General features: G+C 56.8%; 16 protein-coding genes and 1 riboswitch. Of the genes, 7 read left to right on the top strand and 9 right to left on the bottom strand.

The features are described from left to right. Positions 1–112 precede the first annotated feature (112 nt). The 5 genes from H9I52_RS13870 to guaB form a co-directional block, all read right to left on the bottom strand. Positions 113–2,389 (bottom strand): peptidylprolyl isomerase, encoded by a 2,277-nt coding sequence (locus H9I52_RS13870; RefSeq protein ID WP_187454351.1) that lies wholly within the window; start codon positions 2,387–2,389, stop codon positions 113–115. A 176-nt stretch (positions 2,390–2,565) separates the two neighbouring features. Further along, complete coding sequence (locus H9I52_RS13865; protein WP_139515994.1) at positions 2,566–2,979, bottom strand: ATP-binding protein; 414 nt, start codon at positions 2,977–2,979, stop codon at positions 2,566–2,568. Between the two features lie 22 nt (positions 2,980–3,001). After that, on the bottom strand, positions 3,002–3,331 hold the full coding sequence (locus H9I52_RS13860; RefSeq protein ID WP_187454350.1) for an STAS domain-containing protein: 330 nt from the start codon (positions 3,329–3,331) through the stop codon (positions 3,002–3,004). Positions 3,332–3,345: 14 nt separating this feature from the next. Next, positions 3,346–5,439, bottom strand: coding sequence for a PP2C family protein-serine/threonine phosphatase (locus H9I52_RS13855; protein ID WP_187454349.1), 2,094 nt, complete (start codon positions 5,437–5,439; stop codon positions 3,346–3,348). 190 nt (positions 5,440–5,629) lie between these two features. Beyond that, positions 5,630–7,102, bottom strand: a complete 1,473-nt coding sequence (gene guaB / locus H9I52_RS13850; RefSeq protein WP_187454348.1) for an IMP dehydrogenase — start codon at positions 7,100–7,102, stop codon at positions 5,630–5,632. 400 nt (positions 7,103–7,502) lie between these two features. Here guaB and H9I52_RS13845 point away from each other — a divergent pair, with 400 nt between their 5' ends. After that, a complete protein-coding gene (locus H9I52_RS13845) occupies positions 7,503–8,342 on the top strand; it encodes an oxidoreductase (RefSeq protein ID WP_187454347.1) in 840 nt (279 codons plus the stop codon). A gap of 157 nt (positions 8,343–8,499) precedes the next feature. Here H9I52_RS13845 and hrpB read toward each other — a convergent pair whose 3' ends face one another. Together hrpB and H9I52_RS13835 are read right to left on the bottom strand one after the other, a co-directional pair. Further along, a complete protein-coding gene (gene hrpB, locus H9I52_RS13840) occupies positions 8,500–11,043 on the bottom strand; it encodes an ATP-dependent helicase HrpB (RefSeq protein WP_187454346.1) in 2,544 nt (847 codons plus the stop codon). Positions 11,044–11,072: 29 nt separating this feature from the next. Continuing rightward, entirely contained in the window at positions 11,073–11,396 is a 324-nt protein-coding gene (locus H9I52_RS13835) for a rhodanese-like domain-containing protein (protein ID WP_139516000.1), read from the bottom strand. Between the two features lie 111 nt (positions 11,397–11,507). Between H9I52_RS13835 and pnuC the strand changes: the two genes are divergently transcribed. The 4 genes from pnuC to H9I52_RS13815 all read left to right on the top strand — a co-directional run bounded on the left by pnuC (position 11,508) and on the right by H9I52_RS13815 (position 14,202). Next, entirely contained in the window at positions 11,508–12,140 is a 633-nt protein-coding gene (gene pnuC, locus H9I52_RS13830; protein ID WP_187454345.1) for a nicotinamide riboside transporter PnuC, read from the top strand. 30 nt (positions 12,141–12,170) lie between these two features. Continuing rightward, positions 12,171–12,686, top strand: coding sequence for an AAA family ATPase (locus tag H9I52_RS13825; RefSeq protein ID WP_187454344.1), 516 nt, complete (start codon positions 12,171–12,173; stop codon positions 12,684–12,686). 41 nt (positions 12,687–12,727) lie between these two features. Continuing rightward, the gene (locus H9I52_RS13820) at positions 12,728–13,618 is read left to right on the top strand and encodes an aldose 1-epimerase family protein (RefSeq protein WP_187454343.1); all 891 of its coding nucleotides are present in this window, start codon (positions 12,728–12,730) and stop codon (positions 13,616–13,618) included. A 170-nt stretch (positions 13,619–13,788) separates the two neighbouring features. Further along, positions 13,789–14,202: a GNAT family N-acetyltransferase gene (locus H9I52_RS13815; protein ID WP_187454342.1), complete on the top strand. Its 414-nt coding sequence runs from the start codon at positions 13,789–13,791 to the stop codon at positions 14,200–14,202. A gap of 116 nt (positions 14,203–14,318) precedes the next feature. On the opposite strand, the gene H9I52_RS13810 is transcribed toward H9I52_RS13815, so the two are convergent. Next, a complete protein-coding gene (locus tag H9I52_RS13810; protein ID WP_139516005.1) occupies positions 14,319–14,564 on the bottom strand; it encodes a hypothetical protein in 246 nt (81 codons plus the stop codon). A gap of 210 nt (positions 14,565–14,774) precedes the next feature. Next, positions 14,775–14,886: riboswitch (TPP riboswitch) on the top strand. A 58-nt stretch (positions 14,887–14,944) separates the two neighbouring features. On the opposite strand from H9I52_RS13810, the gene H9I52_RS13805 reads away from it, so the two are divergent. After that, on the top strand, positions 14,945–17,386 hold the full coding sequence (locus H9I52_RS13805; protein WP_187454341.1) for a TonB-dependent receptor: 2,442 nt from the start codon (positions 14,945–14,947) through the stop codon (positions 17,384–17,386). 94 nt (positions 17,387–17,480) lie between these two features. On the opposite strand, the gene H9I52_RS13800 is transcribed toward H9I52_RS13805, so the two are convergent. Then, the gene (locus H9I52_RS13800; RefSeq protein WP_262386075.1) at positions 17,481–19,247 is read right to left on the bottom strand and encodes an APC family permease; all 1,767 of its coding nucleotides are present in this window, start codon (positions 19,245–19,247) and stop codon (positions 17,481–17,483) included. 138 nt (positions 19,248–19,385) lie between these two features. Here H9I52_RS13800 and H9I52_RS13795 point away from each other — a divergent pair, with 138 nt between their 5' ends. Next, entirely contained in the window at positions 19,386–20,618 is a 1,233-nt protein-coding gene (locus H9I52_RS13795; protein WP_139516008.1) for an acyl-CoA dehydrogenase family protein, read from the top strand. The last annotated feature ends 48 nt before the right edge of the window (positions 20,619–20,666 follow it).

Raw genomic sequence — 20,666 nt, 5'->3', positions numbered from 1 at the left:
ACCGCCCTTTGCATATTCGTTGCACGGACGAGTGTTGCCTATTTGCTGCTCCATAACAAAAGAGCTCCGGCGTTTGTCGGAGCTCTTTTGTAAATTATTGATTATCAATCAATTACTTGGTAATTAATTTATCTGCTTCGGCTTGGTTGATGGTAACCGGGTAACGCTGGCGTAACTGCGCAATCCATTCCTTCTCCAGATAATTCTGGTAATCGGAAGTGGCCTGGCCACGGGCCTCCGCTAATGTTTTAGGACCGGCGGGCAATACCTTTTCAATTGTGACAGCGTAGTAACGCCCGTCTTTCTGCACGTTGTAAGTGCCTGGTCCTTTGCTTGTTACCTCGTCTACGGCTTTGTTATCGCCCTTCTGAAAGCTGCGCTGCATGATCTGCACAGCCAGCGGGTTCTGCTTGTTCAATGCATCTTCTAAGGCAGCAGTGCTGCTGCTTGTCAGGGCAAAGGAAGCGGTAGCTACAGTGGGTTTGGTGGCCGCGACCGTTCGGATGCGCGTTTTATCAATTCCCTTTGTGGTCAGATAAGCGGCTACTTTATCGGCCCGGCGACCTGCTAACGTAGGGGTTTCCCCTCGCTTTACGTGGCCGGTTATCTCTACCGTAAGCGCTTCGTCGGTGGCCAAGCGGTTGGCGAGCTGGTCAAGACTCAGCGAGCTACCCGAGGCTAGGTCCGTGCTTCCGGTTTTGAAAGTAGCCGCCGCCGGCACGTTGCGCACCACCTGATAGCGGCCTACGGCAAGCGATGCTTTGGCTTGCGCCAGTACCTGAGGCGTCGCCGCACTGATTACGGTAGCCTGCACGCGGGGCTCCCATTGGTAATTAGATTGGTTGGCGGCAAAGAATTTTTGCAGACCTACCGTGTCTTCAATCGCCTTCGACCACACCTTCTCATCCATGAGCTGGAACAGCAGAATGCCGTCACGGTACTCTTTCACCAGCATGCGATAGTCCTCGTACTTATTTTCGAGGTTGGCCTTTTCAAAATCCGTTAGGCTCTGATCAACATACTGATCATAAAGCAGTTGCATGGCATAGCGCGGCTCTGAGCCTGCGCGGGGGTGCTGGTTTTGCTGTGCGTAGGCCAGAAAATCTTTCGTCAGGTAAGGCTTGCCCTTAATGGTGAAAAGCGAGGCATTGGCCAGCTTATCTTTCGGGGCTGGCGTGTACTTAAATCGGCCGCTGGTCAGCGTGGTGTCAGCTTTTGCAAATACGTAGTCTTTCGCCGCGGCATTCTCCGTGAAGTTGTTCTCAGTGCGAATGCGCTTGAGGAATGCCGTGCGGTTAAGCTCAGAGCGTGAATCTTTGGAAACCTTGCTTTTTAGCGTCGGCTCCATGGCTTCGAAACTCGGAACGGTCTGTTTTTCAATGAGTTTGATGATGTGCCAGCCATAAGGTGTTTGCACCGGAGCCGACAAATCTCCTTTTTTCTGGAGCTTAAAAGCCGCTTCTTCAAAGCTCGGAATCATGCGATTGGTGCCGAAAGGGGGCAACTCGCCGCCATTGGTCGCAGAGCCGGCATCTTCCGAAAACTGCGTAACCAGCTTGTCCCAGTTTTCACCGCGCTTGAGGCGTGCATACAGTTCGTCAATCTTCTTTTTGGCCGTAACCGAGTCGGCAGCCGGCATGCCCGGCGTCGCCCGAATCATAAGATGCGCTACTTTGATCTCGCCCTGAGCCGGGCGCGCATCGTTGACTTTGATGATGTGGTAGCCGTATTTCGTGCGAATCGGCTGCGATACTTGACCTACCGGCGTTTTATAAGCCGCCGTTTCAAACGGATACACCATTTGCATGGCCGTAAAATAACCCAACCGGCCGCCATTTTCGCGGGCCGAAGGGTCCTCAGAAGTTTCGCGGGCCACTTTATTGAAATCCTCGCCGCCAAGCACGCGCTGCCGCAAGGCCACCACTTTCTGATAAGCCGCCAGCGTGTCTTTAGGGTCGGCGTCGGGCGTAACCCGGATCAGGATATGCGAGGCGTTGATTTCTTTGCTCATCCGATCGTAAGCTTCCCGTACCAGTTGGTCGGTGACGCTTTTCTCAGTCAGGTAAGGTTGAGCCAACTGTTGCTTGTAGCCATCCAACTCCCGCTTAAAAGCCTGGGTGGTGTCGAGGCCGCGTTGCTCGGCTTCCAGCACTTTCAGCTTGAAGTTGGTATACAGGTCCAGATATTCCGTAACGCTGGCCCGCGTGCCGAAGTCGGGCGCGGTGCTGTTGTTTTTGCGGTAGACGTAAGCAAATTCCGCCGCTGGCACCGGTTGGGTACCCAGAGTTTCGATAACAGGCTGTTTGGCGGTGGTAGATGACTTGGAGGCCTGGCATCCGGCCAGTAGCGCGCCGGCCATGAAGCCAGCGTACAGAACGCGTTTGTGCATACAGGGAAGAAGAAACTTCGATGTGCCAAGCACTCCGGCAGCATACGCCGGACTACTGACTGATGCAATTTTACGGATTTTTTTCGGCCCGGCGCGGCCGAAAGATCAGCTACTTAGATACAAAACGAGCACCCCGTAGCTGAGGTGCTCGCCATAAGCAATGCCTGTAAGTAGAGTTAGCTTATCCGTTTGTACAAACGGCAGACGTTATGGGTTCCCGTTGTGACGAATTCTACGCGGTCCATGATGCGGTTGACCAAGGCCATGCCTACTCCGCCTTTCCGCCCCGTGCGGATGTACTCCTGTAGGTCAGGGTCGCGGAAGGTAGAAGGCACATAGGAAATAGTGCTGTTGTCCTCGATCTCAATCTCAATGGTCTGATTATCAACGTCTAGCGTTAAATTCAGAAACTTGTTTTCATCTTCGCCATTCGCATGGATGATGAGGTTGGCCACTACTTCATCTACGGCCAGCACGATTTGGTTGATGTGCAAATCCGACAGCTTGTAAGTCGACAAATATTCGCTCACAAAATCGCGCACGACCTTCAGGTTTCGGCGTGTGCAGCTTACTCGGATTGCATTTTTCATTCCCGCGATACCCCTCTGGTAATTAAATGGCGGTAGCCTCGGCCTGCGATGGAACGATAGTCATCAAAGAATCCAGCCCCAAAATCTCGAACACATTGTGGACCTTTTCCTGCATATTGAAGAAGATCAGCTTTACAGACGCGTCCTGAAAGCGCTGCAAGTGAGAGATAAATACTCCCAGTCCAGCAGATGAAATGTAGTTAAGGCGTTGACAGTCAATCAGAACCTTCTTGTTACTCAGGATTTCAGATTTCGAAAGCTCAGTATCAAGTAGTACGGACGAGCTAGCATCTAGTTCGCCATCCAAGCTGAGAATAAGGGTGTCGTCGGTGGGTTGTTGCGTTATTTTCATGCCTCGTCTCTACGTTAACTTAAACTGTCGGGTTGAGCCGCTCTGAACTTGATAACCAGCAGCGTTTGGTCGTCGTGAATGGGCTGGCCACGGCTAAACTCGGCCAGATCGGCTAGAATGCGTTGTTTGATCTCGTCGGCCTCTAAATAATAGGCGAGCTCCAGCATTTTTTTCAGCCGTTCTTCGCCGTATTCTTCTTTGTTAGCACCTCGCGCCTCTACGATGCCATCGGTGTAAATCACCATGACGTCGCCGGGGTTGTAATCGTAGAATTGGTTTTTGATGTGCTTCTCGTAGCTGTCGTTGCGAATGATGCCCAAGCCCAACCCCGCCGTACGGAAATACGAGACTTCTTCCTTAATGGAATGGTAATACAAAGTATGGCAGTGCCCGGCGCGGGCAAAGACGAAGCCACCGTTTTCATAATCAATGATGTACAGCGCCGCCGTAATAAACGACGACCGCTCTAGGCAGTGCACCAAGGCACGGTTGGCCTGCGACATAAACTTGCTGGGCGCCAGAAACTTTTCGCGTTCGTCGCGGGCCAGTGGGTTTTCCTGCATCAGCGCGTGGAAGATGCCTTTCATCTGGGCCATGTGAAAAGCCGCCGTGATACCTTTCCCCGAAACGTCGCCGATGAGGATGGCCAGCCGTTGGCCGGGCAAGTGCAGAAAGTCGTAGAAGTCGCCACCTACTTCTTTGGCCGCCAAGGCGTGCGAACTGATCTCGAACCAGTTGTCGATAGGCAAATCCTTGGGTATCAGGCTTTCCTGAACGGAAGAAGCAATTTTAAGCTCCTCCTTTACGCGCTCGTTCTGGATGGAAGCTGCCACGAGTTGCAAATTCTCAATACTCAGAATGGTCTGACTAGTAAAGGTTTGCAAAATCCCTAGGTTTTCCCGGTCAAAGCCCTGCCGTTGCTCCTTGAGCATGTACAGTGACCCGTATTGCCGTTTCGACGACCGCAAGGGCATGACAATCAGCGACCCAAACGGCAGCTCCAGGGCTCGAAAGCCGGTGCTGTTGGTCAGGTCGTTGTTGAGGTATTCGATGTGGCCTAGGTTGTAGTCGGCGAGCAGGGCCCGGATGGCATTGCTTTGATCAATGCTGATGTTGTAATGCTGGCCGCGGTAGGTGTCGCTTTCGTCTACATCAAGCCAAGCCGCATCGGCGTCCACCGTCTGGATCGCCGAGTCGAAAAGCATGCTGTACACTTCCTCTTCGGTTTGGCCTTTCTGAATGAGTTGCGTAAGGCGCTGCAAACTCAGGATCTCTTCCCGCTTCTGTTCGAAAACACCCGCCGTCGGCAGATTGAAGAACGTGACCAGCAAGCCCGTCAGAGAGTAGAAAGCGGCAAAAAATACCGTGAGCAGCAAAAAGGCATGCTGCGGCGCGGGTGCCACAAGCTTGGGGTCGTGTTCGATGCGCAGGAAATACACGACGAATACGCCCATGCAGAGCAGCAAGGCCAGTTGCAAAAATACCACCTCCCACTTCTGCCGCCGGTTCAGATAGGCAACCCACTTTTGGTTGCCGCTCAAATACACGCCATACAGGGCCAACCCGCTAACAATGGCGTATGCGATTGGCGCTGGCGGTGCCCAGTTGAGCAGGCGAAACAGAAGCGTAGCACCCAGCAACACTTCAAATAGCTCCCATTCGCGCCGCAAGCGCTGAGTAGAGCGAAACAGAACCAAACAGCGCCAGGAGTAAGTGGTGTAGGCCAGCAGCACCACAAATAACCCTAGGTTAACGGTATAGATAACAGAGAAGAAAACCTTGCTATCGGTTGGTAGCTTATACTGAATCAGGCGCTCCAGCAGGTGCAGCCCTACGCATACGCTTGCCAGCAGCCCCGGGCCTAACACGAGGCGGCGCAGCAACCCCACGAAATCGGTGCCGCGAAGAGTTTCAGGCTGACTGCGCTGGTATATGAAAACGCCGGCGGCAAAAGCTGCCTGCGCCACCAGCGTCACCCACTCCGGAGATTGGCCGAATCGACTGGCCACCGCAGAACTGGTATGAAGCAGCGTGCTGATTAACAACACCATCCAACTCACAACCGTGAACGGCAGCATTGCATTACTCAGCGTCTTGCGAAAAGGCATCGAACTAAATTAAGTGCAATAGGATGCACAGAGCAGAGGAAAAGTTTAAAAGGACTGCCAAGATACAGCGTCTGTACCAATTCAGCAGTTGTTAAAGTCAGCAATTGCTTGAAGCTAACAGGAGGACAAAACTAAAAAACCGACGGCTTTGTCGGCCATCGGTTTTTTTAGGCGTTACGCAGAAGTGAGTTTAACGGCTGCTGTAATTAGGAGCTTCGCTGGTGATTTGTACGTCGTGCGGGTGGCTCTCCCGCAATCCGGCATTGGTAATGCGCACCATGCGCGCTTGCTGAAGTGTTTCGATGGTGGCGGCGCCGCAGTAGCCCATGCCGGCCCGCAGGCCGCCCGCCAGCTGGTAAAGCACTTCGCCGGCACCCCCTTTAAACGGTACGCGGCCCACAATGCCTTCCGGCACTAGTTTCTTGATGTCGTCTTCGGCATCCTGGAAATACCGGTCTTTCGAGCCGTCTTCCATGGCCTCCACTGAGCCCATGCCGCGATACGACTTGAACTTGCGGCCTTCGTAAATAATAATATCGCCAGGAGCCTCTTCAGTGCCCGCTAGTAGCGAGCCGATCATGATGGAAGAAGCGCCTGCGGCCAGCGCTTTCACGGCATCGCCGGAGAATTTTACGCCACCGTCCGCAATCAGCGGAACGCCAGTGCCTTCCAGCCCACGAGCGGCTTCGAGCACGGCCGAAAGCTGCGGCACCCCAATGCCGGCGATAATGCGGGTGGTGCAAATAGAACCTGGCCCTACGCCGACTTTCACGGCATCGGCGCCGGCATCGGCGAGGGCGCGAGCCCCTTCGGCCGTGGCCACGTTGCCGGCAATTACTTCGAGGTTGGGGAAGCGCTGCTTGAGATTGCGCACGGCGTCGAGCACGCCTTTAGAGTGGCCGTGAGCGGTGTCAACGCTCACCACATCAACGCCAGCCTCAACCAGCGCCGTGACCCGCTCCATCAAATCAGCCGTTACGCCCACGGCGGCGCCTACGCGCAGACGGCCGTAGGTGTCTTTGCAGGCGTTAGGTGTGCGGCGGCGCTTGCGGATGTCTTTGTAGGTGATGAGCCCGGTAAGGCGGCCGTTCTGATCAATGACCGGAAGCTTCTCGACCTTAGACTCTTGCAGAATGTCCTCTGCCACAGCCAGATCGGTGCCGGTGGCTGCTGTGACCAGATTTTCTTTGGTCATCACTTCCAACACCGAACGCCCCATGTTCTTCTCGAAGCGCAGGTCGCGGTTGGTCAGAATGCCTTTGAGGCGGTGCTGCTGATCCACAATCGGAATGCCGCCGATCTTGTGATCGTGCATGAGCTGCTTGGCGTCGCCGATGGTGGCGTCTTCCTGCAGCGTGAAGGGATCCAAGATCATTCCGCTCTCCGAGCGCTTCACCCGGCGCACCAACTCGGCTTGCTTGCGGATGGTCATGTTCTTGTGAATAATGCCAATTCCACCTTCCTGCGCCATAGCAATGGCCATGTCCGCTTCGGTCACGGTATCCATGGCCGCCGAGACAAACGGCAGCTTCAGGCGAATATTCCGGGTGAGTTGGGAGCTGGGATCGGCGTCGCGCGGCAATACCTCCGAATAGGCAGGTAGCAGGAGAACGTCGTCGTACGTGAGGGCCTCGAAGGCAATTTTGGCGAGCTGGTCAGCCATGGCAACAAGAAGGTTAGGTTCCGCTTATTGCCGGGTAAAGCTACGGCGAAAAGTTGGCTTCTTCATTATCAAGCTGTTGTCTTCGTGCGCAAACCAACATCATTCGGCCGGCCGGCCGTGCTGGTTACACGTAAAAAACCAGCTTCGGTGAGGTGCGAAAACTGACCTTGCCGAAGGAAATCGGAATGGAAAGAAGTCGCTACTGCTAAACCGATTTGAATAACCCAGTAAGCCTGTTCAAATCGGATTATTAGATAACGAAGTATTGTATATAAATAACTGATTATTAAGTAGATGTGTTAAGTGCTGAAACTTGCTTTCTCTCCCCGAGTTTAACTCACCGGGTTAATCTTTTGAGAGCTTTTACAGGCTCTTCATCCAACAATAGCTTTTTATTTCAATGGCAACCGATTCTAAAGTTTGGTTTATCACGGGAGCTTCTTCCGGTTTTGGCGAGGCGCTCACCCAAGTATTACTTGAAAAGGGCGACCGCGTGGTGGCTACCTTCCGCAAGCCCGAACAGGCGGAAGAATTCACGAAAAATGCCAAAGGCAACGGCCGCGGCGTAGTGGCTGACGTCACCAACCCGGCTCAGGTGAAAACAGCTGTGCAAGAGGCGCTTGATGCGTTCGGTCACCTCGACGTGGTGGTCAACAATGCTGGCTATGGCTCGTTGGGAAGCATCGAGGAAATCTCCGAAGAGGAAACGCAGCGGCAATTCGACGTCAACGTGTTCGGTCCGTTGCGCGTGCTCCGGGCCGTGTTGCCACACCTGCGTGAGCGCAAGACGGGGCATATTCTCAACATTACTTCCGTTGGGGGCCTCATTGGGCTGGCGCACGCGGGCATCTACAACGGCTCCAAGTTTGCCCTGGAAGGCATCGGCGAGGCACTGGCCGCGCAGGTTGGGCCGCTGGGCATACACGTTACCAACGTCGAGCCGGGACCCTTTCGTACCAACTGGGCCGGGGGCTCGGCTACTTACACTCCCAATACCATCGCCGATTACGAAAGCACTGTAGGCGAAGGACTTAAGGCCTCGCAATCGCGTAGCGGAAACCAAGTCGGTGACCCCATGAAAGCGGCTGAAGCCATGTACGCCCTCGTGCGCCTCGAAAAGCCGCCGGTGCATTTGGTACTCGGCGGCCCAGCCTACCAAATGGCCCGCAAAAAATTCCAAGACATCACCCACGAAATCGAAGCCTTCGCTCATCTGGGCGAGCCTACTGATTTTTCGTAATAAATAGTTGATTGTCAGGTATTTAAAAAGATGCCCGGTTCAACACAGAGCCGGGCATCTTGCTGTTCCAGTAGGCTCCGCAGGATACTCCTGCGATCTTCTAAGCAGGGTTTCTGTAAAGGCCTAGCAGTTAGTAAAGCAACGCGATAAGGGCGACTTACTTCATTCCGTTTTGCTTTTTCGTCCCGCGGATGGGCTCGGCCTCCAACGGGTTTTCGGGCCAGTAGTGTTTGGGGTAGCGACCGCGTAAGTCTTTGCGCACTTCGAAGTAGCCCGTGGCCCAAAAGCTGCGCAGGTCGCGCGTGACCTGTACCGGCCGCCGGGCCGGCGAAAGCAAATGAATCGTAAGCGGAACGCTGCCACCGCCCACCCGCGGCGTATCCAGCAGCCCAAATACCTCTTGCAGACGCACGGCCAGCACAGGAGCGGCAGGCTCACTGTAGTCTAAAGCGATGCGGGAGCCCGTCGGGACTTCGAGGTGCGCGGGCGCCAAGCGGTCGAGCTCTTGGCGTTGTGACCAGCCACCGGGCAACCAGTTGAGTAGTGCTTCGCTCAGGTCGATTTTGTTGATGTCGGCCAAGGTGCGGGCGTTGGTGAGGTAGGGGCCAAGCCATTCGGGAAGGGTCGCGAGTAGCGCATCGTCGGCTACGTCGGGCCAAGCGGCGGGCTGCCAATGATGCATAAACGCCAGACGTTCGCGCAGTTGCTGGGCCGTTTCGCTCCAGGGTAGTCGCGCCATGCCGCGGCTGCGCAACCCATCGAGCAGGGCCGCCGCCAAAGCCTCAGGGTCAGGTTGGGCCAACTGATTTTCGGAAAGAACCAACGCCCCCAATCGCCGAATGCGGCGGGCTACTACCCGGCCGTTCTGCTCGTCCCAGCGCACTTCTTCCTGGTTTTCAATCAGATCGGCGAAATACGTTTCTAGCTCCGCCCGATCGAGCGGCGCTGCTAACCCCGCGCGCGGTGCGTGTGGTGGTCCATCGATGTAAGCCGCAGCAAAAAATACATCGCTTGGGCTAAAATACTCGGCGGGCAGCGCCGCACGCTGCCCCGTGACCAAGCGCACGCGTTCCGGCGTTTCGCGCTGGGCAAGCCGATCTGGGTAGGCGAGAGCCGCCAGCAACCCGGCTATATCGGGTTCAAGAGCCGCGCCGGCCGGCACGCCCGCGCGCTTGCTCAGAACTGCTGCTGCTTCGCGTACTCGGCGTAAGGCCCCCGCATCGGGCACCAAACCGGGCAGGGGGGGGCGGCCCGTAGCCAGAGCTTCCAAGCGCAGGCGCAAGTCTGGCGGCGTGAGGGTACCGTCGTTGAGCCGCAAAATGTCGCGTTCGGTCAGTAGTGCGGCCAAGGCACAGGCCGTGGCGCCGTGGCCTGCCTCCCGGCCGCGCACCACCAAATGCCCAAGCCGCGGAACTAGTCCCAAACCTGCTAGCGTGCGGCCGTGAGGTGTCGGTTGGCCGGTAGGCAACAGCGCACCCAGTCGCACCAATAAGTCACGGGCCTGGGCCAGCGGGGCCGACGGCGGGGCATCGAGCCAGCGCAACGTGTTGGCATCGTAAGCGCCCCACAGCGCCAGCTCGATGGCTAGGCTGCTGAGGTCGGCGGTAAGAATTTCGGGAGGCAGATGCGGCGGTAGCAGTGCGTGTTCGGCCTCCGTCCAGAGGCGGTAGCAGGTCCCGGGGCCCAAACGCCCGGCCCGCCCCCGGCGTTGGTCGGCGGCGGCTTGGCTAACCGGAACGGTAACGAGCGTAGTCAGGCCCGTGCGCGGCTCAAACTGCGGCACCCGGGCGTAGCCGCCATCTACTACTATCGTAACCCCTTCGATGGTGAGGCTGGTTTCGGCAATGCTTGTGGCCAATACAATTTTGCGTCGGCCAGCCGGCGCGGGGCGCAATGCGGCATCCTGTTGCTCGGCTGGCAATTCGCCGTGCAACACATGCAACTCGACGGTAGGCGGCAGCGTGCCTTCCAGCCGCTCTGCTACGCGGCGCTGATCGGCAAAACCAGGCAAAAACACGAGCACGTCGCTGGTAGCGTGTCGTTGGAGGGCTTCGCGGATGATCTGCGGCGTGAGCGTGGCTAGTCGCTCGTGTGGCCGGTTGCTCACGGCCGCCGCGCGGGTAGGAGCGAGGTACTGCGTACCGACCGCGTGCTGCAAGCCCGCGCTGCGTACTACGGGCGCCTGAAGCCAAGTGCCTAGCCGTTCGGCTTCCAGGGTGGCGCTCATTACTAGCAGGCGCAGATCAGGCCGCAGTACCGCCTGCGAATCCAGTGCCAGCGCCAACCCTAAATCGGCCTGCAAGCTGCGCTCGTGAAACTCATCGAACAGCACTACCGCTACGCCTTCCAGCGCTGGGTCGTCCTGCAATTGCCGGGTCAGAATAATTTCCGTCACAACTTCGATGCGCGTCTGGGCCGAAACCCGGCTTTCCAACCGCATCCGATACCCGACCGTCTGCCCCACCGGCTCGCCCAACAGCTTGGCCATGCGCGCCGCCGCCGCCCGCGCCGCCAAACGCCGCGGTTCGAGCACAATGATGCGGCCCGTAGGCGGCATCCACGGCGCTTCGAGCAACGCCAGCGGCACCACGGTAGTTTTGCCGGCACCGGGCGGCGCCTGCAAAATCACGCAGTTAGCAGCGCCTAGCGTAGCCAGCAGCTCGGGCAGGGCCGCCCGGATAGGAAGATCAGGTAAGTGCAAGAAAATGAACTAGTTAGAGAAACGGCCAATTAATAGATAGGCACCGAAGAATCGACGCGTACTGACCACGCGTGAATGCCGCCGCGCAGGTTGAGCAGGTTCGTAAAGCCATGACGGTGCTGAAGGTATGCCAGCGCCTGCGCCGACCGTACACCGTGGTGGCAGATCAGCACGACGGGCCGGTCGGTGGCGATCTCCTCGATATGCTGTGGCAAATCGCTTAAGCTAATCAATTGACTGTCTGATAGTTGGCAATACTCGTATTCTTCTGGCTCGCGCACGTCGATGAGCTGAATGGATTCGCCGTTTTGAAGGCGAGCGTGCAGGTCTTCGGGCGTGAGTTCGGGGAGCATGGACAAAGGAAAAAGCGGTTGCAAAGGCAAAAATAGTCCGTGGCTCGTTAGCTTTGGCGTTGCCCGACCGCTGGTGTGGCGGGCAAAGCTTCATCCTCTGAACTTCTGGTCTTGCTGCATTCGCTCTACGAGTTTTGGACTTCTGCCGCCGGCAACACCCCGCTGGAGTGGGTGGCCGTGCTCACCGGACTGGCCTGCGTGTGGCTGGCGGCCAAAGAATCAATCTGGAATTTTCCGGTGGCTATTTTTAGCTGTGCGCTTTACATCGTGGTGTACCACCGCGCGCAGCTGTATTCCGACCGCAATTTGCAGGGGATTTTCATTGCCATGAGCCTCTATGGGTGGTACGAATGGCTGTACGGCGGCGCCAGCAAAACCGAGTTGCCGGTCTCGCGCACGCGGCCCGCCGAGTGGCTGTGGCTGATGCTGGCAGCAGCGGCCTACACAGTTGGGTTTGGCTATTATCTACAGCACCACACCGACGCCGCCCTGCCGCACTGGGACAGCTTCACGACGGCCGGTAGTTTGGTGGCGCAGTACCAGCTTACGCGCAAACGGCTGGAAAACTGGCTGTTGTGGATTATGGTGGATATTATCTACGTGCCCATTCTGTGGTACAAGCATCTGTACCCGACCAGCGGGCTGTACGCCGTGTACCTGGTGCTGGCGATTTATGGCTACTTCGAATGGCGCAAAACCATGCGCAAGGAGCAACTGGCGGCGCAAAGCGCAGTCGTAAATTAACTTCTGGCCGCCCAAAACGTATCTTGGCCTATGCTGCGCGTCGCTCTTACTGGCCCCGAATCGACGGGCAAAACCACTCTTAGCCGCCATTTGGCCGAGTACTACCACACTACCTGGGCTCCCGAATACGCCCGTAAATATCTGGAAGAGCGCGGGCCGCACTACACCCTTGATGACTTGGAGGCCATCGCCCACGGCCAGCTCGCGGCCGAAGAAGTTGCAGCGGCCGGAGCTTCGCGTATCCTCTTCTGCGACACCGATTTGTTGGTGATCAAAGTGTGGGCAGAACATGCCTTTGGGCATTGCCCCGAGTGGATCAAAGACGAAATTCAGCAGCGCCACTACGACTTGGTGTTGCTGCTGAACGTGGATTTGCCCTGGGAGGCCGATCCGTTGCGCGAGCATCCGCACCTGCGTCACCATTTCTTTGCCGTCTATCAGCAGGAGCTGCGCCAGCTACACGCTCATTTTGCGGAGGTCAGCGGCACGCCGGAACAGCGCCTGGAGCAGGCTTGCCGCTTGGTCGATGAGTTGCTAAAAGTATAGGGATGCGCCTCACCAAGCCCCGCAATTTTCGTTAAACCCCCATGACCTACACCCTCGAAAACGACCTCTGCCGCGTAAGCGTAAATTCGCACGGCGCGGAGCTAAGCAGCTTCATCCGCAAAAGCGTCGACGAACGCGCTGAGCTGGAGTACATGTGGCAGGCCGACCCGGCCATTTGGGGCCGCCACGCGCCGGTGCTGTTTCCGATTGTCGGGCGCTTGCCACAGGATACGTATTTGCATAACGGCCATAGCTACAAGCTGTCGCAGCACGGTTTTGCCCGCGACCGCGAGTTTGCCTTGGTACGCCAGACGCCCACGCAACTGCGCTTCGAGCTGCGCGCCGACGAGCAAACCCGCGCCGTGTACCCGTTCGATTTCCTGTTGGCCATCACCTACCAGCTCCATGACCGCACGCTTACCGTGGGTTGGGACGTGCAAAACCCGGCTGCCGATCAGGATTTGCTGTTCAGCATTGGCGCGCACCCGGCGTTTCGGTGCCCGATACTCGAGGAAGAAGAGAAGTTCGAGGATTACTTTTTTCATTTCGACCACCCCGTAACCTTCGAGCGGCATGTGCTGGAAGGCGGCCTGCTCAACTGCCAAACCGAACCTGTGCTCCACGAGCAAACGGAGCTGCCCCTGACTTACCCACTTTTTGAGCAGGATGCCCTGGTGCTCAAGCACTACGATTTCACGCACATCACCTTACGTAGCTTCCGCTCCGACCGCAGCGTCCGGATGCGTTTTGATGGCTTTCCATACCTCGGCCTCTGGACCAAAGGCGAAGGTGCCCCCTTCGTGTGCATCGAGCCGTGGCACGGCGTAGCTAGCTCAATAGGCGAGGTGCAGGAACTATCTGATAAAGAAGGTATTATGACTCTAAGACCTGGCAAGAGTTTTTCCGCCAACTACGACATCACCGTAGTATAAAGCCATTAACTAAAGCTAGAAACTAGCTCCCCTCCTTTTTTTAAGGAGGGGTTGGGGGTGGTTAGCTAGAATTAGAACTAGTCTTCGCTCAACGACCTTTACCACCCCCAGCCCCTCCTTAAAAAAAAGGAGGGGAGCTTAGCTTTCTAGTTTTTAGGCTTAAAACGCATATGCACCTGTTAATCAAGAGTATAAAGGCTGATGCTACTTATGACTTGCGGCACTCGGTGCTGTGGCCCGACAAGCCGCGGAGCTACGTCATGATCGCGGAAGATGCAGAGGGGCATCACTACGGGGCTTTTCGCGGCGAGGAGTTGGTATCGGTGATTTCGTTGTTTTTGGAGGGCGACGAGGCGCGCTTTCGCAAGTTTGCCACGCAGCCCGATTGCCAGCGCCAAGGCATTGGTTCTGCGTTGCTTACGCATACCATGCAGGAAGCGCGGCGCTTGGGCGCCCGCACGATCTGGTGTGATGCGCGGGCCGAAGCGGCCGCGTTTTACCACCGTTTTGGGATGGCTGTGGAAGGCGAAAGGTTTTACAAAGGCCCGATTCCGTACGTGCGGATGCGCAAAGGTCTCCCGTAGTCTGCTTCCCACACACAAGCGCGACCCTCTCTACTTTGCTTCTGTTTCAGCCACGATGAACAGAAGGCAAAAGGTAAAGAGGGTCGCGTTTTTGTAAGTGTTTGTTAGTTAAATAGTTATAAGAGCATTGGCTCTGAAGGCTGAACGGGCGATTTGGGGCGGCGGTTGTAATCGGGCTCCCAATCGTTGATGGGGCGTGTAATGCCGGGGGGCAAATCCAGGTCGGGGAGGCCATCATCCAGTGGTTCGCCGCCATCGTCGTCGTTGTCCGGGTAAGGCGGACGTTGAAAACGACGGCGCGGAATCACCATGAAGTAGGCCAGAATGGCAAGGACCACGAGCGTATAAACAAGGCTGATCATGGCGAGGCGAGGTGTAAGTCGACTAATAGCGTAAATCCGACGAGCGCTGCTGAGATAACGATGCCGGGGGCAGAGTTGTTTCCGCAAAATCGTGCTTTTCGCTTCGCCTCCCTGCGGTATATCTTATCTCCTAAGATAGTTGATTCTCAAGCGAAAGTAAAGTATACGGGCCGGTAGTTTGGAACTGGCCCAGGCAGGCTCTAGCTTTGCAACAGAGTTTAGGGGTGCCCGGAATTTCAGATGGAATCGGCCGGGCTGAGATCATACCCATTGAACCTGATCCGGGTAATGCCGGCGAAGGGAACAAACGATCCGCGAACGTACAACCTGTTGCGCCGACCCCTGGCGTTGGGTCCGTTCCACCTTTCCATTTTTACCACTTGAAAAAAGTACTGGGTTTCGGAGCCGCGCTGCTAGCGTTGCCTCTGACCGCGGCATGGGCGCAAGGCCCCGTATCCGGCTCCATTACCGACGCCCGCACGGGGGCTGCATTGCCCGGCGCGAGCATCGTGCTCGACGGCACGCCAACCGGCGCCGCCACCGACGCCAGCGGCGCGTTTACGCTGCCTGCGGTGCCCGCCGGGGCACACGAGCTGCGTATTTCTTTCATCGGCTACCGGCAGCTGGTGCAAGCAGTGCAAGGCCAGCCAGCCGCGCAGCAAGTGCGGTTGGCCTTGGCTCCCGCCGACTTCGTGACCGGTGAGGCCGTTGTGACGGCTACGCGCGCCAACGAGAAAACCGGCACCACCTACACCAACGTGTCGAATGAGCAGCTTCAGGCCCGCAATTTTGGGCAGGACCTGCCGTACCTGCTCGACCAGACGCCTTCCGTGGTGGTTAATTCGGATGGCGGCACGGGTGTGGGCTATACCGGCATTCGGGTACGTGGCACCGACAACACGCGCATCAACGTGACGCTCAACGGCGTACCAGTCAACGAATCCGAATCGCACGGTGTGTTTTTCGTTGATTTGCCGGATCTGGCTTCTTCGGTGCAAAGCATTCAGGTGCAGCGCGGCGTGGGCACCAGCACCAACGGCGCGGGCGCGTTTGGCGCCAGCCTGAACGTCGAAACCACTGGTTTGCGCACGCAGCCCTACGCCAACGTCAACAATTCGGCCGGCTCGTATGGCACCTGGAAAAGCACTATCGCCGCCGGTACCGGTCTGATTAATAGCCACTTCACGTTGGATGCGCGCGTATCGCGTTTGCAGTCAGAGGGTTATGTAGATCGGTCGGCTTCGCGGCTGGGGTCGTTGTATTTGGCGGGCACGTATTCGGGCAAAAACACGCTGGTACGCGCCATGGTCCTGACTGGGCGCGAAAAAACCGGCCAGGCCTGGTACGGTTTAGCCGATTCGCTGCTAACCAAAAAGCGCCGTTTCAACGAAGCCGGCACCGATTACGGGCAGCACTTCCCTGCGTATCGCAACCAAACCGACAACTACCAGCAAGATTATTACCAACTGCTTGTCTCCCATCAGTTTGGGCCGAACTGGAACTTAAGCGTCACGCCTTTCTGGACGCGGGGCGGCGGCTACTACGAGGAGTATAAAGTGGGTCAGGATTTTGCCAAATACGGCATTAGCGGCCCCGTGTACGCGGCGCGTGCGGCGGGGGGGCTCGATACGATTACCTCCACGGATGTCATTCGGCGGCGCTGGCTCAAAACGGATTTGTACGGTGCCACCTACTCCCTGCAATACCGTCCCGAAACGGGCACCCTGACCGAACTTACGCTCGGCGGCGCGACCATCGGCTACCGCGGGCAGCACTTCGACGAGTTGACGTGGGCGCAATACGGCCTAAATATTCCCGAATCGGGTTACCGCTACTACAGCGAGCCGAACGCCCTCAAGACGGATGCAAATGGCTATGCACGAGCCGTTTATCAGTTGGCTGAACCGCTAAGTGCCTTTGTCGATCTGCAATACCGTTACGTGAAGTACACCTTCTTTGGCCCGCTCGCCAGCGGCGAAAAGGGGCAGCAGAACACGTATTTCCACTTTTTCAATCCCAAAGCCGGGCTCACGTATACTTTGCCGCACAGCATTACGGCATACGCCTCGTACGCCGTTGCCCAACGCGAGCCTACCCGCACCGACTACACCGATACGCCCGCTGAGCGGCGACCGGTTTCGGAGAAGCTGCAAAACGTAGAAGCCGGTTTGCGGCGCAACGCGGGCGTTTTTCAGTGGTCGGCCAACTACTACCTGATGCTGTATCGCAACCAATTGGTGCTGTCGGGTAAGCTGGATGACGTGGGCAACCCCATTCACAACAACGTGCGCGACAGCTACCGCACGGGCGTAGAGCTAACCGGCGCTGCACAAGTAGCTAAGCAACTCACCATCAGCGCAAACGCGACGTTTAGTCGCAACAAAATCAAGAACTACACCGACTACCTCGCCGACTACGACAACGGCGGCGAAGCAGCCACGCGCTATCGCGAAACGGATATTTCGTTCTCGCCGGCCGTGATAGTGGGCAATACGCTTGAGTACCAGCCGGTGAGCGGGTTACGCTTGGCGGTGCTGAGCAAATACGTAGGCAAGCAGTACCTCGACAACACCGCCTCCAACGACCGCAGCATCGACTCGTATTTTGTTAATGATCTGCGCTTGCGGTACGCTTTCCAGCCCGGAAAACTAGGGCTGCGCAACGTGGAAGTGGCGTTGCTGGTAAATAACATCTTCAGCACCCGGTACGAGAGCAACGGCTATACCTATGGCTACATCGAAGGCGGGCAGGTGCAGTATTTCAACTACCATTACCCACAAGCGCCGCGCAATTTTCTGGCGTCGCTGAACCTGCATTTCTAACAGCGCTACTGTTGTAGGTTGCACAAAAAAATAAGGTTCGCGCTAAACACTTAGCGCGGACCTTATTTTTTATTTTATCACAAAATATTGATAATCAAATAATTAGCCTAACACCGCCCAGTTCGGAGATTTGATACGGGAAGCGGTCGCCGGGGGAGCCGATGAACATGAAGTTCTTCGGGATTTGCCACTCGTAGGACAGCTTGTTGATGAGTTCCGGACCGAATTCGCCGTTGAGGGAGACAAATTCCACTTCGATTTGGTCATAGGCGCGGTCAAGCACGTCGATGTCGGTGAGCAATTCTTCCGAGTAGCGTTCGCCGTCCTTGAGCAGCGTCACGATTTTTAGGCGGTTGGTAAACTCGTTTTCCACTACGTAGGTCATCACCTTATTCAGGTTCGCCACGTTGTCGCCTTTGGTGAAAAACACGAATTCCTGTTTGGCCAGCTCGCGCAGTTGCCGCCGCACCACCACGCGGCTCACCCGCGAAAACCGGGGCAGGTGCTCGGCCAGCGACTCGGCCGCGATCAGGGCCAGATTGAGAATGACCATGCGATTGAGCATTACATAGACGATCACGATGGCAGGCACAAAGTATTGCAGAAACACCACCAAGTAATCGGGGTGAATCTTGATGTTGCCGTACAGCGCCGTTAGCACGCCTGCCAACGCCAGGGCTACGGTTACAATGCCCGCGTACACGGGCCGTGGGAGCTTGGGCCGCTTACTTTTCAACAGAAAATTGCCAATGGCAAAGAACGCCATCACCGACAGAAACGAGATGGTGTACACGCCCGCCAGCGGCCCTAGTTCGCCCTGCGTGATGAGGAGCACCGAAATGCACAGCACGAAGAAGGTAATGAGAATGATGTAGTTGCTTTTGCGCCGGTTTTCTTTCAGAAAGGCCTGGGGCAGAATGCGGTCGAGGGCCATGCGCTGCATCAGGCCGCTGACGCCCACAAAAGACGTCAGCACCGCCCCGCTGAGCACGGCTACCGCGTCCACCGAAATCAGCATGCCCAGCCACGGACCGCCCGTTATGGTGCCCATGTACGACAACAACGTTTCGGTATGTGTCCCGACTTCGGCCAGGGGCAGCGCCGCAATGGCCAGAAAAGCAATCAGGGGGTTGAACACACTCACCACGACCCACATGTTGCGCAGGGTTTTCTGAAAAACGCCAGGCGCCTGCTCTTCCACGAAGTTGGCCGAACTCTCGAAGCCCGAAATGCCCAACATGGCCGCGCTGAAGCCATAAAAAAGAGCGGTGGGCAGGCTCCCGCCTTTGATTGGGCCGCTAAAGTTAAAATGCAGATTATCAAATCCTTGTGTAAATAAGAACCACGCCGCAAAGCCCACTAGCAGCGTCAGCGACACAATGTGCGTGAGGAAAATGGCCACCGCCACCTTCGCCGACTCCGATATGCCCAGAATTGTGAGCAGCAGAAACAGCCCCAGCAGGCCGATAGTGGCCGTTTGGATGGGCAACGCGCTCCACAAATTGTGCAAGTAGTGCATGGCTTCGCTGGCCGAAATCACGGCCGTGGCCATGTAGGAAAGGATGGTTAGGCAGGCTGCTACAGCGGCGTTGCGCTTGCTGGTGGTGTTGAGCAGCACGTTGTAAGCGCCCCCGTTGAGCGGCAGCGCGCCCACAACTTCGCCGTAAATTTTGCGAAACAAAAACAGCACGGCACCTACCAAAATCAGCGCCAGCCAGGCGTATTGGCCGGCATAGGCAATGGCCAACGCCGACACGTACAGGCAGGAGGAAGAAATGTCGTTGCCGCAAATCGCCGTGGCTTCGAGTTCGTTGAGTTTCTTCGCGTGGCTCATTGGGACGGGTGGGATGGGTTGACACATGCACTGTACGGCAGAAAACGGAAAGTGAATAGCCCCGCCCGTCAGCACAGCACCGGCGGCCGAACCAACTCCGGCCAGGGCCTGTTGTCCGAGGCAAATATTCTATCTTTGGAATCATTGCCCACCCATCCCATCGCTATGTCATCGCAATCCGACGTTCTCTCGCCTAAGGCCAAAGCCAGCCAGCACCACGGCTCGACCAACGCCGCCGGCTTCACCGATTATTTCGACCTCGACGGCCTGCTCACCGAAGAGCACAAGCTCATCCGCCAGAGCATCCGCGACTTTGTGAAACGCGAAATCTCGCCCAGCATCGAAAAATGGGCGCAGGACGCGCATTTTCCTTCCGAGATTGTGCGCAAGTTTGGCGACGTGGGCGCGTTCGGCCCGACCATTCCGGTCGAGTACGGCGGGGGTGGCCTCGACTACATCAGCTACGGCCTGATCATGCAGGAGATCGAGCGCGGCGACTCCGGCATGCGCTCTACGGCCTCGGTGCAGGGCTCGCTGGTGATGTTCCCGATTTACCAGTACGGCTCCGAAGAACAGCGCCGCAAGTACTTGCCCAAGCTGGCCTCCGGCGAGTGGCTCGGCTGCTTTGGCCTCACCGAACCCGACCACGGCTCCAACCCCGCCGGCATGGTTACCAAGCTCGAAGACAAGGGCGATTATTACCTGCTCAACGGCGCTAAGCTCTGGATTTCGAACTCGCCCGAATGCCAAATTGCGGTGGTTTGGGCCAAAAACGAACAAGGCCGCGTGAAAGGCGTGATCGTGGAGCGCGGCATGGAAGGCTTCACGACCCCCGAAATTCACAACAAATGGAGCCTGCGCGCTTCCTGCACCGGCGAGCTGGTGTTCGACAACGTGCGCATTCCGAAGGAAAACGTGCTGCCCAACATCGAAGGCCTCAAAGGTCCGCTGAGCTGCCTCGACTCGGCCCGTTTTGGCATTGCGTGGGGCGCCATCGGGGCCGCCATCGACTGCTACGAATCGGCGCTGAAGTATTCGTTGCAGCGCGAGCAGTTTGGCAAACCCATCGCTTCGTTTCAGTTGCAGCAAAAGAAGCTCGCCGAAATGATCACCGAAATCACGAAGGCGCAGCTAATGGCTTGGCGCTTAGGCGTTTTGAAAAACGAAGGCAAAGCCACCTCGGCCCAGATTTCCATGGCCAAGCGCAACTCCGTGGACATGGCCTTGCAGGTAGCCCGCGAAGCCCGCCAGATTCACGGCGGCATGGGCATCACCGGCGAATATCCCATCATGCGCCACATGATGAACCTAGAGTCGGTAATCACTTACGAAGGCACCCACGACGTGCATCTGCTAATTACAGGGGCAGATATAACTGGTATTCAGGCATTTAAATAAAATTTTCTTGCCAAAAGACACAAAAAAGGGCCGCTCCATTTAAGGGCG

Source organism: Hymenobacter sp. BT491, assembly GCF_014349165.1.
Classification (GTDB): Bacteria; Bacteroidota; Bacteroidia; order Cytophagales; family Hymenobacteraceae; genus Hymenobacter; species Hymenobacter jejuensis.
Note: the sequence above shows the minus strand (reverse complement) of the source record. Positions and strands in the feature narration are given on the sequence as shown.

What these genes read in the sequence shown, in the direction of transcription:
- H9I52_RS13870 (WP_187454351.1), bottom strand. Translation starts at nt 2,389, where the DNA reads ATGCACAAACGCGTTCTGTACGCTGGCTTCATGGCCGGCGCGCTACTG.
- H9I52_RS13865 (WP_139515994.1), bottom strand. Translation starts at nt 2,979, where the DNA reads ATGAAAAATGCAATCCGAGTAAGCTGCACACGCCGAAACCTGAAGGTC.
- H9I52_RS13860 (WP_187454350.1), bottom strand. Translation starts at nt 3,331, where the DNA reads ATGAAAATAACGCAACAACCCACCGACGACACCCTTATTCTCAGCTTG.
- H9I52_RS13855 (WP_187454349.1), bottom strand. Translation starts at nt 5,439, where the DNA reads ATGCCTTTTCGCAAGACGCTGAGTAATGCAATGCTGCCGTTCACGGTT.
- guaB (WP_187454348.1), bottom strand. Translation starts at nt 7,102, where the DNA reads ATGGCTGACCAGCTCGCCAAAATTGCCTTCGAGGCCCTCACGTACGAC.
- H9I52_RS13845 (WP_187454347.1), top strand. Translation starts at nt 7,503, where the DNA reads ATGGCAACCGATTCTAAAGTTTGGTTTATCACGGGAGCTTCTTCCGGT.
- H9I52_RS13835 (WP_139516000.1), bottom strand. Translation starts at nt 11,396, where the DNA reads ATGCTCCCCGAACTCACGCCCGAAGACCTGCACGCTCGCCTTCAAAAC.
- H9I52_RS13825 (WP_187454344.1), top strand. Translation starts at nt 12,171, where the DNA reads ATGCTGCGCGTCGCTCTTACTGGCCCCGAATCGACGGGCAAAACCACT.
- H9I52_RS13820 (WP_187454343.1), top strand. Translation starts at nt 12,728, where the DNA reads ATGACCTACACCCTCGAAAACGACCTCTGCCGCGTAAGCGTAAATTCG.
- H9I52_RS13815 (WP_187454342.1), top strand. Translation starts at nt 13,789, where the DNA reads ATGCACCTGTTAATCAAGAGTATAAAGGCTGATGCTACTTATGACTTG.
- H9I52_RS13810 (WP_139516005.1), bottom strand. Translation starts at nt 14,564, where the DNA reads ATGATCAGCCTTGTTTATACGCTCGTGGTCCTTGCCATTCTGGCCTAC.
- H9I52_RS13800 (WP_262386075.1), bottom strand. Translation starts at nt 19,247, where the DNA reads ATGTGTCAACCCATCCCACCCGTCCCAATGAGCCACGCGAAGAAACTC.
- H9I52_RS13795 (WP_139516008.1), top strand. Translation starts at nt 19,386, where the DNA reads ATGTCATCGCAATCCGACGTTCTCTCGCCTAAGGCCAAAGCCAGCCAG.